This window comes from Spirosoma litoris, assembly GCF_054776755.1.
Genome location: NZ_BAAHBI010000001.1, coordinates 1 through 14,118 on the forward strand (window position 1 = coordinate 1; position 14,118 = coordinate 14,118).

10 protein-coding genes are annotated in these 14,118 nt (G+C 47.2%); 6 read left to right on the forward strand and 4 right to left on the reverse strand.

Annotated features, from left to right (window positions below; translation table 11 throughout):
• Positions 1-160: 160 nt before the first annotated feature.
• Positions 161-1,591 (reverse strand): hypothetical protein, encoded by a 1,431-nt coding sequence (locus ACYVGR_RS00005; protein WP_460952863.1) that lies wholly within the window; start codon positions 1,589-1,591, stop codon positions 161-163.
• 363 nt (positions 1,592-1,954) lie between these two features.
• Between ACYVGR_RS00005 and carB the strand changes: the two genes are divergently transcribed.
• The 3 genes from carB to ACYVGR_RS00020 all read left to right on the forward strand — a co-directional run bounded on the left by carB (position 1,955) and on the right by ACYVGR_RS00020 (position 5,679).
• Positions 1,955-4,831: a carbamoyl-phosphate synthase large subunit gene (carB, locus tag ACYVGR_RS00010; protein ID WP_460952865.1), complete on the forward strand. Its 2,877-nt coding sequence runs from the start codon at positions 1,955-1,957 to the stop codon at positions 4,829-4,831.
• A gap of 121 nt (positions 4,832-4,952) precedes the next feature.
• Positions 4,953-5,168 carry a hypothetical protein gene (locus tag ACYVGR_RS00015; protein ID WP_460952867.1) on the forward strand — a complete coding sequence of 72 codons (216 nt, stop codon included), beginning with the start codon at positions 4,953-4,955 and terminating at the stop codon, positions 5,166-5,168.
• A gap of 85 nt (positions 5,169-5,253) precedes the next feature.
• Positions 5,254-5,679, forward strand: coding sequence for a putative toxin-antitoxin system toxin component, PIN family (locus ACYVGR_RS00020; RefSeq protein WP_460952869.1), 426 nt, complete (start codon positions 5,254-5,256; stop codon positions 5,677-5,679).
• 61 nt (positions 5,680-5,740) lie between these two features.
• Here ACYVGR_RS00020 and ACYVGR_RS00025 read toward each other — a convergent pair whose 3' ends face one another.
• Positions 5,741-7,306 carry a DUF4394 domain-containing protein gene (locus ACYVGR_RS00025; protein WP_460952870.1) on the reverse strand — a complete coding sequence of 522 codons (1,566 nt, stop codon included), beginning with the start codon at positions 7,304-7,306 and terminating at the stop codon, positions 5,741-5,743.
• Positions 7,307-7,442: 136 nt separating this feature from the next.
• On the reverse strand, positions 7,443-8,945 hold the full coding sequence (locus tag ACYVGR_RS00030; protein WP_460952871.1) for a capsule assembly Wzi family protein: 1,503 nt from the start codon (positions 8,943-8,945) through the stop codon (positions 7,443-7,445).
• Positions 8,946-9,083: 138 nt separating this feature from the next.
• Between ACYVGR_RS00030 and ACYVGR_RS00035 the strand changes: the two genes are divergently transcribed.
• Entirely contained in the window at positions 9,084-9,902 is an 819-nt protein-coding gene (locus ACYVGR_RS00035) for an aldo/keto reductase (protein ID WP_460952873.1), read from the forward strand.
• A 143-nt stretch (positions 9,903-10,045) separates the two neighbouring features.
• On the opposite strand, the gene ACYVGR_RS00040 is transcribed toward ACYVGR_RS00035, so the two are convergent.
• Positions 10,046-10,825, reverse strand: coding sequence for a Nif3-like dinuclear metal center hexameric protein (locus tag ACYVGR_RS00040; RefSeq protein ID WP_460952874.1), 780 nt, complete (start codon positions 10,823-10,825; stop codon positions 10,046-10,048).
• Between the two features lie 358 nt (positions 10,826-11,183).
• Here ACYVGR_RS00040 and ACYVGR_RS00045 point away from each other — a divergent pair, with 358 nt between their 5' ends.
• Entirely contained in the window at positions 11,184-12,569 is a 1,386-nt protein-coding gene (locus ACYVGR_RS00045; RefSeq protein WP_460952875.1) for an MATE family efflux transporter, read from the forward strand.
• Between the two features lie 223 nt (positions 12,570-12,792).
• On the forward strand, positions 12,793-14,067 hold the full coding sequence (hflX, locus tag ACYVGR_RS00050; RefSeq protein ID WP_460952876.1) for a GTPase HflX: 1,275 nt from the start codon (positions 12,793-12,795) through the stop codon (positions 14,065-14,067).
• Positions 14,068-14,118 lie beyond the last annotated feature (51 nt).

The window sequence follows — 14,118 nt, forward strand, 5'->3', positions numbered from 1 at the left end:
AAAAGTCAATCCCGTCAACAAGTCAGATTGCTGTAAGAATTAAATTGGAAGAGTACTAGTTAGCCTCTGTTGATTCTTTGGATTTTATAGATTCTGGTGGTTCTATAGGTACAATAAAATCCAAAGAATTGAGAATCAAAAGAATCTATCCGACCAAGCACTAGTTGGTCGATGTCACGCTACGTAGTCGCAAATTCGATCCCGTTTCAAATTGGAGCTGATCGGGGGGACTTGTTAATCCAATCTGGGTAATAGCCCCATCCCAACCCGATAACTGACTGGTATTAATTTCATAGGTACGAAACTGGCCGTCGCCTACAATTGGAAAATCGGCATATCGGCCGGGTATATCCATAAAATCATACTCGTCGGGCTTTCGCCACACAAGTCTGGCTCTCGTTGCTTTGGTCTGAAAAGCCGCTTGTATATAAAGTTTCGGAACATTTGCCGCTTGCCAGAACGACATTGGGCTCATAATCCGAAAGTTGGGGACGGACGGATCATCCCGGTACCATCGAACGTTCAGTTCATTCTGAATCGGGTAACCCTTGTCACGAGTGCGCTTAAAGTACCAGCCTTGCCGGTCATTCACAAATTTATAGGTAGGCCCCCCAGGTGGTCGCGGCTGGGCATACGCAAACTGCCTGATATCATCTAAATTACCAACCACCAAGGTGTACTCAAATTCATATTGCCCATTATGATCAATGACCAAATGGGGCTGGCTGTTTATATAGCCAGCAGGTACATCATATTCTCCACCCACTCTAGTTACGCCAAAGCCAGCCGACGCAAAGCGTACATCGTTGTACTTATATATACCAACGCCCCGCCCTTCGGCGTTCAACAGAGCAATCCAGTTTTCGCTACCAAACCGATTGGTCATCTCCTGAGTCGTAAACTCAGAGACAGCATCATTCGTAAAAGGCTTCATCCCGCCATAGGTAATCATTCGATAGTAAGGCCCGTTGAGGTATACGCAAGGCGCTTCCTGGGTTCGGGCTTCGTACTGAGTAGTATCGGCCCGATTAACAACAAGCCGGCACCGCACATGAATTGTATTGTCTTTGAGTTCAATCCAGTGTTCGTAATAACAATCGGCTGGTTCATTTAGCAAGGGCCATATCAGCGGGATTGTCTTGACATACAGTGTATTTTGGCCTTGTTGATAGCTAACCACCTGAGCGGGATTGTTATAATAATCACCCGTCTGCACAGGATTCCAACCGAGATTTCGCCATTGATAAACCGGGTCTTTTCCATTTACGCTATACGGATAAGGTCCAGCATACATAGACGTTTGTATCTGCCGCCCCAGGTCATTATTGTTGACCATGTTAACGCTACTACCAGCCTCCGATAAATACGTAATGGCTCCTCCTGCATTAAGGTCAATACCCAACCGAATCTTATCATTATCCAGATACAGCCGTTTTTGAGGAGAAGTTTGTGTCTGACCTGGTAATCCGCCCGATGGTGGGTTCTGTACAACGGGCGCTTTGTTAGGATCTGCAGATGGATAATCACGAACACAGGTGACAGCCAAACTACTCAGCAGAACACAGATAAGCAGTAGATAAGGACGAACCATAAACGTAGAGTATTAATATATCAAATTAACCAACAATAGTATACATCCGGCACCATCTATTAAAGATTGCTTCTGTTACCGACTGATCTTACCTAAATTTAGATTAGAAAATAAACTTAAAAATGGCACTAATTTTCGCCAAAACACGAATTATTCGATAAGTCTATCGTAAAAAGTGAGCTGTCAGGCGCCTAAAAGTCACTATTATAGTATATTCTAAAATTCTCCTTTTCCATTCCCCGTTAAAGCCCTAATTTTGCAGGATTTTTGACCAGACCCTGAATCGCCTGGTAATCGTCAGGCATCTCGCTCAACTTACTAAATCAATTCAGGTCCGTTCATGCGGTCATTGTCCTGCTGAAAATGCCAAAAAATTCCAACATTCGCTCGGTTCTTATTATTGGCTCAGGCCCCATCGTTATTGGCCAGGCATGTGAGTTCGATTATGCTGGCTCACAGGCCGCTCGTTCTATTCGGGATGAAGGGATAGAAGTGTCGTTGATTAACTCCAATCCGGCCACGATCATGACCGACCCAATCAACGCCGATCATGTCTATCTTTTGCCGTTAGAGAAAAAGTCGATCGTCGAAATCCTGAAAAAGCATCAGGAAATGGGACGCCCTATCGACGCTGTCCTACCAACAATGGGTGGGCAAACTGCCTTAAATCTGGCCATTGACTGTGATAAAGCAGGCATCTGGCAGAAATATGACGTTAAAATTATCGGGGTCGATATTAAAGCTATCGAGACAACCGAAGATCGGGAGAAATTCCGGTTGCTCATGCTGCAACTTGGCGCGGGAGTCTGCAAAGGCCGTACGGCTCGCTCGTTTCTGGAAGGCAAAGAAATTGCCCAGGAAATTGGCTTCCCGCTGGTTATTCGACCCTCATTTACGCTCGGTGGTACAGGCGGTGGCTTCGTTAATAAACCCGAAGATTTCGACAAAGCCCTCACGGCTGGCTTGCATGCCTCACCTGTTCATGAGGTGTTAGTCGAGCAAAGCGTAATGGGTTGGAAAGAATATGAGCTGGAGTTACTACGCGATAACAACGGTAACTTCATCATCATCTGCTCCATCGAAAATTTTGACCCGATGGGTATTCATACCGGCGACAGCATTACGGTTGCGCCAGCCATGACCCTGCCCGATACGCTTTACCAAAAAATGCGTGATCTGGCCATCAAGGTAATGGGCGGCATTGGTCAGTTTGCGGGCGGATGTAACATTCAGTTTTCAGTTGACCCACAAACCGACGACATCATCGTTATTGAGGTAAATCCACGGGTAAGCCGGTCGTCGGCGCTGGCGTCGAAAGCAACGGGCTACCCAATTGCCAAGATTGCGGCTAAAATGGCTGTTGGCTATAACCTCGATGAGTTGATCAACCCTATCACGGGTACGACCTCGGCCTTTTTCGAACCAGCCATCGATTACGTTATCGTAAAAGTACCTCGCTGGAATTTCGACAAATTCCCAGGCGCCGACCGCTCGTTAGGTTTGCAAATGAAATCGGTGGGCGAAGCGATGGGTATTGGACGGAATTTCCAGGAAGCCTTGCAAAAAGCCTGTCAATCGCTCGAAATTCGTCGAAACGGGCTTGGCGCCGATGGTCGCGAACTCACCGATCGTGCGGCCTTGACCGAGAGCTTGCAACACCCAAGCTGGAACCGACTGTTCCATATTTACGATGCTTTCAAAGCCGGGATGTCGTTCCGTACAATTCAGCAATTGACGAAAATTGATCCCTGGTTCCTGCATCAGATTGAAGAGCTGATTGAACTGGAGCGCGAAATTCAACAATACGATCTGGACGATCTGCCACCTGAATTGCTCCGTACAGCCAAGCAAAAAGGGTATGCCGACCGTCAGTTGGCGCATATATTGCAGGTTCGGGAAAGTAAGGTTTACGATTACCGCCAGACTCATAATATCCGTCGGGTATTTAAGTGCGTTGACACCTGCGCGGCTGAGTTTGAGGCTAAAACGCCTTACTATTACTCAACATTTAATAACCAGTTGCCTATCACCACCGACCGACCAGAGCCTGTTTCGGACCTGCCTGGTAACGAGTCGATTCGAAGCAACCGGAAGAAGATAGTGGTACTGGGTTCAGGCCCAAACCGAATTGGCCAGGGTATCGAATTCGATTACTCCTGCGTACACGGTGTGTTGGCCGCTAAGGAAGCGGGTTACGAAACGATCATGATCAACTGTAATCCTGAAACCGTTTCGACTGATCCGGATATTGCCGACAAGCTCTATTTTGAGCCCGTCTTCTGGGAACACGTTCATGCCATTATCATGCACGAACAGCCCGAAGGCGTGATTGTTCAATTGGGCGGACAAACGGCGCTGAAAATGGCCGAAAAACTGACCCGCTATGGCATCAAGATCATCGGTACGAGCTGGGAAGCACTTGACCTGGCTGAAGATCGTGGTCACTTCTCAGAGATGCTCCAAAAGCTGGATATTCCATATCCAAAATTCGGAACGGTGCGGGAATCAGAAGCAGCGCTGGAACTATCGCGTAGTTTGGGCTTCCCGCTTCTGGTACGACCAAGTTATGTACTAGGTGGTCAAAGCATGAAAATCGTTATCAATGAGAGCGAGCTGGAGCAGCATGTCATGAAAATTATGCAGGACATTCCAGACAATAACATCCTGCTCGATCACTTCCTCGAACATGCGATTGAAGCCGAAGCGGATGCCATTTGCGACGGCGAAGATGTGTATATCATTGGGATCATGGAACATATTGAACCAGCTGGTATTCACTCAGGCGATTCGTATGCCGTACTCCCCACGTTCGATTTAAGTGAGAACGTGCTTCGGCAAATTGAGGAACACACAAAGAAGATTGCGGTGGCACTTAAAACCGTCGGATTGATCAATATTCAGTTTGCCATCAAAGATGAGGTGGTGTACATTATTGAAGCCAATCCACGCGCCAGCCGCACAGTGCCTTTCATTTGTAAAGCGTACCAGGAACCTTATGTCAACTACGCGACAAAAGTGATGCTGGGCGACAAAAAGGTGAAGGACTTCAACTTTAAGCCTGTTAAAAAAGGGTACGCCATCAAGATTCCCGTGTTCTCGTTCAGCAAATTCCCGAACGTAAACAAGGAACTCGGTCCCGAAATGAAATCGACGGGCGAAGGCATCTATTTCATCGATGATCTAACGGACGATTATTTCCAGAAGGTTTATTCGGAACGAAATCTGTATCTGAGCCGGTAGTTTCCTAAATATTGCTTTCATTGTTTGTTGTGCCACCCCTATCTAGAGGTGGCACAACTGTTTTGTTGCGATTTGCGTTTATAAAGCAGATATTTACATTGTACCAAAAAGTAGTAAAGCTATGACGGTTGTAGCTGTTGAACTAGAAGATAAAGTACTTAGAGATCTAGAAGAAGTATCTGAAACAGTCAATCTGTCTTCAGATCAGCTGATTAGTCAGATCGTAAAAAACTACTTACATCTTGAGAAGATGAATAAGCTTCGCAAAGAACTTAAAGGAACTGCTGAAGGTGCTGGCTTCTTTTCAGAAGAAGATATTTATAGAGAAATCTCGTAGAGCTTATCCTCACTTTTATACTTTCCTAGAAGAATTGACGATAAGCTTCAGGCATGTAATTTTGTGTCTTCTGATACGAGAATACATGACAGAGAGTTTACCACCTTCCACTCGAATAGTCTTCGATACAAATGTCCTCATTTCGGCATTTTTATTCTCAGGCTTTGCTGCAAACGTGTATGACCATTGTGCGCTACACGTTGAACTTTATACATCCGAGTGGATATTGAGTGAGTTTGATGAAAAAATGGAGCGCAAATTTAGCTACTCCCCAGAACGCAGAAAACGCATCATTGACACTATTAGAGAAAGGCACATTGTCATAATGCCAACCAATGATCTGCCAGTCAATTCTAGCGACCCCGACGACAACCATGTACTTCGGGCAGCCTTATTTACTGAAGCCCATTTTTTAATAACAGGCGACGCGAAACATCTCCAAATCTTGAAGCGAGTTGGAAACACCGAAATTATTAGTCCGCGTACGTTCTCTGACCAGTACATAGGCTAAATCGTAACGGCCTGCCCCGTTCATGAACAGGGCAGGCCGTTATGATTTAAAAACAAGTAAACTAGAATCCTAAACCAACAGTAAACCCGCGAACGGTTGGATTTCCGGGTAGCGTAGCCCCAGCCGTGGCGGCACCGGTTGCCAGATTAATGGTATATAGTTTTGTGGTACCACTAGCCCGTAATAAGGCGTAGGCTGTACCCGTTGCACCACCAATATCGAACCCATTGGCACTTTCGACCTCAACACCCAATGGGCCAACAGAAACTAATACGCCGTTATTAGGTGGGTTCTGTGTAAATAAAACAGCGCTTCCCGGACGAACATCGATGTCGTACAACGTGGTAGTGGTTGCCCCCGCGAAGTTGTTCGTGTAAGCAGCCGCCGAGACGTTCGGCGTTCCTGGCGAGGGAGCGAAAGTTAGTGTTCCATCGGTAGCGGCCAAGGCTCCATTATCGGGGTTCAGGCGTAAGTTTTGACCTGTGTTGCTGACAACCCGAATCCGATCGACGGTTGGGTTAAAGTCGAAACCAAAATCCGTACCCGACAAAGTAAAGGCTCCTGCGCTTCCCACCTGTACTGCACTCCAACTGGCAGTATTCGTAACCGCAATCGAATACAAGCGGCTTGAACTACCCAGAGCAAATAATTGACCATTTACCGGGCGAGTATCAATACCTAGAATTGATTCGCCAGTTTGTAAGCCCACAATTGTTTTGATTGTAGTCGTTATCAGGTTCGTTGGGTTGAAAATGAGCAGATTGTTAGAACCATCGATAGCGTACGCAACTGGGTTCGTTGGGATAGCTAGCCCAATGATTGTACCTGGCAGATTACCTAATTTCTGCAAACGTCCCGTTGCCAGGTTAATCTGGTCCAACTCCGACGATCCGTTAAACTGCACGGCAACTAGCCCCTGCGTATTATCATTCGGCGAAATGTCGAAACCCGCAGATCCTGATATATCTAAACCAAGTGGTCCAACGTCTGTCAATGTCCCGTTGTTGGGTGGGTTTTGAATATAGAGCCGATCGGTAGCTGGGTCAATATCATAGAGGGTCGTCGTCGTTGTTCCCGCGTTGTTATTCGTGTAAGCCACTTCCGAAATCATAGCTCCCATTACGCCATTAATTGTCCCATCGGTAGCAACCACAAGGCCTGTTTCGGGATGCAGACGTAAATCCTGCCCGGTGTTGGTAACCAGTCGAATCCGGTCGACAGTTGGGTTAAAATCGATGCCAACCACAGAGCCGGAAACAGCGGGACTAAATGGAGCGGTTGTCAACGCACGAGCCTCGGCCGTTGTTGGATTAATGACAAACACACGACTTTGATTACTAACTCCGTAGAGCTGTCCGGTAGCCGGCCGAAAATCAATCGACATGATGCGTTCCCCACTGGCGAAATTCACCCCAGTAATCACCAATGTCGACAGTGGTGCGCTTGAGTTCTGGACATTCAACCGCAACAGTTGATTGGCGTCATTTAACGCATAAATAGTAGCATCAGGCAAGGTATTTGGACTGGGTGGCAGCCGGTGATCCTGGCAGGCAGCTAAAGTCAATAAAGAACCGATTGCCAGCATGCCAACAGCACGGCTAAGGGATTTCGCGTAAAGCATAGTCATAGAAAAGTCGTTCAGAGTAAATCAGAAAAGCAACAACACTTGACTATACGGCGATACGCACCAAACGGATTTATAGATATTAAAAAGAGATTAAAATATTTTTTAATGGTCAATAAAAATTTCATTAACCACTTAACTACCAGCTCTTTTTCAAACTCACATAGCTCCCAAACGAATTGGGTATTAACTCCCCCTGATCGAGTGAAAGTGTGGTTGTTAGCATCAGACCCGACCATTTACGGATAGGCCATTGAGCCATTGCTAATGTGGATAACTGATGAAATACTTGTGGGTAAGGCTGTTTATACGACCCAAAATTTCGGCTATACGATATACGTGTGGTTAGAGTTGGCCCGCGCCGAAACGTACTTATTGTTCCCAGATACCAAGCCACCACCCGATTATTTGGATAAAAACCATTTCCGCCATACTCGTTGCCGACTGATGGCGCTAAGTCTCCTCTGGGCATGATAAACGGAGTGCCCAAAGTGCGCCCCCGATACGACCACCCCTGAATGTACTGACTATGGTTAAAGTAGTTATCAGCGCCCTGATAGCGAGCAGTCGGATCGAAGGTTGGGCCACTTTGATCGGTCGTCGTTAACCACTCGAGCACAATTCGTTGAAATCGGAAACGTGTATTTTGATGCGACTGATTCAGGAAACGTAAGCCCGTTAATCCATCCGGCACATTTTGCAAAGCAAGCCCCGATGCATCGTCGTACATGTGTTGGTGGTAGAGCAACCAGTTAGCCTTGTTCCCTTTCCATTCGAAAGCCACATCGTAACTACCAACATGATTGCCTAACCGATTCGTACCATCAAAGCCCGTAAATCGGTCATTCTCCAACGCATCTGGATAGCGCCCAATCACTAATGACAAATAATCCTGAAACGACGTCGACAAATGCCCATTTACGGCTAATGGCGTTCCAATCAGATAATCCGCATGCCCTCCCCATTGCACCTGATGATTCAGTCCACCATAAAACTGAAAGCGCCAGTTTGGTTTACCAATTCGTCCATACAAATATTTTTGATGTAGATAACTTCCCTGAATATACGAGTCGACAAACCACCCGTGCGCATAACCACCCCGAAACGACAGCAGTTTTTTCGTAAAGCCGAGCGGTACAAAATCGGGGGTGTGTAATTGAATTTTCGGGAACGGCATCGCATTTCCCGACCAGGCAACAAAACCAGAGGTCAACAACGTATCGCCTAACCCAACTACTTCGCGTCGGTTACCCCCGTAAAGTTCCAGCGCCCCAAAACGGACTTTCACATATGCATCAGGCAATAGAATAGCCGGATTATCGGTCGTTGGTGTAGGACCGATATTCGCAACGGCATATATACCGAAGCCCCAGTCGAAACGAGACTTACGCTTTACCGTCGAATCGGATCGTGGTTTGTAATCGCGCTGTATCCCCATCCGAGCCGTTCCAAACGATCCTCGTAGTGGAACCATGTTATACTGATTAGCCCGCAACCAGAATGGATTTTGTGGGCCCGATGTTGCCACCCCGCCTGCTTCCATCGAATAGCGAATCGCACCAGGGGTAGGAACTGACTGAGCGCGTCCTGTCAGAATAGTCAACAAAATCAGATTCGTCATCAGGTAAAGTAGTCGCATCATTCGATAAACTCAGGAAGAAACCTATCTGTCCGTAAACATACAGCAGAACAATCAACCGGACCTCACGCACTTTATTGTTAGTATTTTAAAACATCTTGCTCCGATTTTGATTTACTATATGAAACTTGTCTTTACCGAATGGATATACCCTCTACCACACTTAATAATGGTATCGAAATGCCTTTATTAGGGCTTGGTGTTTATGCGCCAAGTCAGGCTAATGAAGTACAGCAAGCTATTGAATGGGCACTGGAAGCAGGTTGCCGCCTAATCGACACCGCATCTGCCTATGGAAACGAGCGCGAAGTAGCCAATGCCATCCGGTCTAGTGGAATTCCTCGAAGTGATATTTTCATTACGACTAAAGTCTGGAACGAAGACCAGGGGTATACAAAAACATTACGAGCGTTTAACCGAAGCCTGGAACGGCTTGGGCTCGATGTGGTTGATTTATACCTGATTCACTGGCCAATTAAACAACATCGGCACGAAACCTGGCGAGCCCTCGAAAAAATCTATTCTGATGGCCGCGCCCGTGCCATTGGCGTCTCGAATCATTACCCTGCTCATCTGGACGAACTCCTGAGCGAAGCCCGCATTATACCTGCTGTTAATCAATTTGAGCTAAGCCCGTACAGTTACGTACCTGAGGTTCTGGACTATTGTCGGGAAAAGAATATCCAACCCGAAGGCTACGCTCCTTTAGTCCGTGGCGAGAAAAGTAACGACCCCAAACTGCTTGCCTTAGCTGAAAAATATGGCAAGAGCACTTATCAATTATTAATCCGATGGTCGTTGCAACATAATGTTGTTACCATTCCCAAATCAGTAAAGCGCAACCGGATTCAGGAGAATTTCGACGTTTGGGATTTCGTCATTTCAGATGAAGATATGGCGCTGATGGACACATTTTACGACAACACCCGCATCGCCGACGATCCGAGAGAAATTGACTGATAACCTAATTATCAATCCATTATACCACAAATTGAATTATATTTTGTGTGACCCCGATGGGGTCAAATGTTTATAGTATAGTGGATTTTCTATAGACATTTGACCCCATCGGGGTCACACAAAGCATAGCGCAATGACTTTCTTCATAGCTTACTGAGTATCGTCGGTTCGTGAACCACACAATCGACACCATACTGTTTGTGCAGTAAATTGGCCAGGGCACGCAGCCCCCATACCTCGCTCCGGCGATGCCCTACGGCAATAAACGCACTGCCAGTTGCATCTATAGCCAATTGACCAGGCTTTCGATAGGTGCCCGTTATATAAAGGTTGGCCCCTTTACTGGCGGCTTCTCGCACGAGCGCGTCGGTCATAGCGCCTACTACCGCAATTCGATAACTCGTGGACTGCCAGGCCCCCGGCCCGTGACCGGCTTCAGCGCGATCATAGCCACCGAATATAGTTTTGATGCCTGCTAAATACTCATCAAACTCTTGGGGAACGATCTCCATGAGCATTCCAATTGGCCGTTGTGGCAAAGGCTTACCGGGTTCACGCATATCCTGCTTATAGCCAAGTGGCTCCAATTCACCAATGGCTCCCAACGCCTTCGCCAACCGAGGATTATAGCCCATCGTTAGGGTTTCATCAAATGGCAAATGGTGCGTCATAATCCCGATATCAGCGGGCAAACTCTCCAGATTAATCTGCCAGGGACGGTGCAGCCATAATGTATCGATTTGCTTTTCGCTGACCCAGTCTGCCAGCTTAGGAAAAGGATCTAAAGCCAGGCCAATTCGTTTGATAAGGCGGTTAGACGGGTAATAAATGCCACCCCGCTCGGCATCGGCATAGCGTTCAGCAGCTAATTCGATATGCAGAAAATCAGCCAGATCGTTGAGAGAGAATGGTGCCGTGTGCATACTTCTTTAACCGGGATCGGGCCAGTTTGTTTTTCGACAGGATTGACAGGATAAAACAGGATTTCTTATTCTGATGTCAGGTTTAGAACCTGACATCACATTCCAAAAACACAAAGAATAATCACACAATCAATTAAATTTGGTTTTTCGAAGAAGAAAATTGTACATTTGCAGCCTTAACTGCAACCGAAACGTCGGTTTGTCAACGACCATGAAGTTCCTCGCTTAAAAACCTACGCGGTTTTTTATTTCTTCTTCCGATTACCGCCACCCGCTTCTGACTAAGTGGCCATTTCCGTTTTTACATCATTCATACGCTGGCAGTAGCCCATAGGCTCCGGCATATTTTGTTATTCCAATGACCAAATTTTTTCGGTTATTCCTGGCCGCATTGCGTGGTACAGAAACCAATTTTACGTCTGGTAGTATTAACCGGGCTATTTTTCTACTGTCGGTTCCGATGATTCTGGAGATGGTGATGGAATCGCTATTCGCGGTTGTCGATGTGTTTTTCGTGGCCAAAATCGGCACTGAAGCCATTGCTACCGTCGGACTCACCGAGTCGGTATTAACCATTGTATATTCAATTGCCATTGGACTGAGTACAGCCGCTACGGCCCTGGTATCGCGTCGGGTTGGTGAAGACAATCAACGTGGCGCAGCCAATGCTGTTGGGCAGGTAATCCTGGTATCTGTGGGATTGGGCCTGTTGATGGGCGTAGCTGGTTTTGTCTTTGCCGAAGATATTCTTCGTGCGATGGGTGGCGATGAAAAACTGATCGCTAATGGGGCTGGCTTCACGCGAATGATTTTTGCCAGCTCACCTGCCATCATGTTGCTGTACACACTAAGCGGCAGTTTACGCGGCTCAGGCGATGCATCCGTTGCGATGCGCTCGTTGTGGCTGGCTAATGGGGTTAATATCATCTTGTGTCCGGTATTTATTTTCGGATTTGGTCCTATTCCAGCGCTGGGTGTGATGGGGTCGGCAGTAGCCACAACCATTGGCCGGTCGATGGGCGTGTTATACCAGCTTTATGCGCTGACACGAGTAAAAGGCGTCATACAAGTACTCCGGTCTGACGTGTCGCCAGATGCGGGAATTATTCGCAATCTGCTCAGTTTAGCCATTGGCGGCACCAGCCAGTTTCTGGTCGGTTCGGCCAGTTGGATCTTCCTGACACGGATTCTGTCCACCTTTGGCAGCGACGTTGTAGCGGGTTATACCATCGCCATCCGCATAATTGTGTTTACTATTCTGCCTTCGTGGGGCATGGCTAATGCAGCCGCCACATTGGTTGGGCAGAATTTAGGGGCCGGACAACCCGAACGGGCCGAAACCTCTGCCTGGCGGGCGGCTTTCTGCAACATGCTCTTTTTAGCCGCCGTTGGTATCGGTTTCTTTCTGGGGGCCGCGTCAATCGTCTCGTTGTTCGATGATAAAGCCCGTGTCGTCGAAATTGCGGTCGAATGCCTTCGTATTTTTTGTCTGGGTTACCTGTTTATGGCCTATGGGATGGTGCTTAGTCAGGCACTCAATGGAGCAGGCGATACCAAAACGCCTACACTCATTAACATTGTCTGTTTTTGGGTAGTTGAGATACCACTGGCGTATACGCTGGCGCATTTGCTCAACTGGGGGCCTCCGGGCGTATTTTGGTCGGTGGCCATCAGCGAAACGCTACTGGCCGGAATAGCTATCTGGATCTTCCGGCGGGGGCGCTGGAAAACCGTTCAGGTATAGTTTTGTTGACAGGATTTACAGGATGCACAGGATTGGTGACTCACGTAAATAATCCTGTGCATCCTGTAAATCCTGTCGAAGGATAATACCTATTCTGGCAAATTCGTTGCCGAAACTTTTACGGTATAGGACCCGTTATAATTTACAGGCTTATAGCTTATTACACGTAGTTTTAGCCCTTCGTCATACGCTATAACAACCTAATTACCACTAGAAATCTTACATGATCGACAACACAAAACCACCCGAAACCGCTGTGTTGGTCGCGCTGATTACGCAAAAGCAAACTGCCGACCAAACCAAAGAATATATTGACGAATTAGCGTTTCTTGCCGAAACGTCGGGTGTAACCACGATTAAATCGTTCACGCAGAAACTCGAACACCCAGACAATCGCACCTTTGTTGGTAAAGGGAAACTGGAAGAAATTAAAACGTTTATTCTCGACAATCCGGTTGATTCTGTCATTTTCGACGATGATCTGACGCCATCACAGGTTCGAAATCTGGAAGCTGAATTTAAGGATATTAAGGTGCTTGACCGCAGCTTGCTCATCCTGAATATCTTCTCGATGCGCGCCCAAACCGCCCAATCACGGGTGCAGGTTGAGCTGGCGCAATACCAGTACATGTATCCTCGACTGACCCGTATGTGGAGCCACTTAACAAGTCAGAAAGGGGGCGTTGGTATGCGTGGACCGGGGGAGAAAGAGCTTGAGACCGACCGTCGGATCGTGAAAGACCGAATTTCGTTTCTCAAAGAGAAACTCGCCAAAATCGACAAGCAAAGCCAGACACGCCGGAAAGAGCGCGACCGATTAGTTCGGGTAGCTTTAGTAGGCTACACCAACGTAGGTAAATCGACGCTGATGCGGACGATGGCCAAAACTGACGTATTCGCCGAAAACAAGCTATTCGCAACCGTAGATTCGACTGTGCGAAAGGTAACCCTTGGCAATATCCCGTTCCTGTTGACGGACACGGTCGGGTTTATTCGGAAACTGCCAACGATGCTCATCGAGTCGTTTAAATCGACGCTCGACGAAGTGCGCGAAGCCGATATTCTGGTCCATGTAGTGGATGTATCGCACCCGAATTTTGAGGAGCAGATTGAAGTTGTCAACACTACATTGGCGGAGATCAAAGCGGCCGATAAACCGATGGTGCTCGTTTTTAACAAAATGGACCGTTTTGTTCCCAAAGACGAATGGACAGAATCGTTAAATACCGATGACGATGAATTTAGCGACTCCCATGAGGAAGTCATTATCCCGGTTAGCGTCCGTCGGAAAACGGCCTTAGAGTACCTGAAGAAAACCTATCTGACCCAGAAAGCCGACTACGTTGCCTTCATTTCGGCAGAAACGGGCGAGAACGTAGGTGAGTTACGTGAGCTACTTTACGATCTGGTGAAAGAACGACATTACCAGATTTATCCAAACTGGCTGCACGTACCCCTCACTGAATCAGCCGAATATGGCGATGGTTTGGCAGGCTGATAGATTTTTGACAACTTTGCACGTAATAAACCTATAAGGTCTCTGAGACTT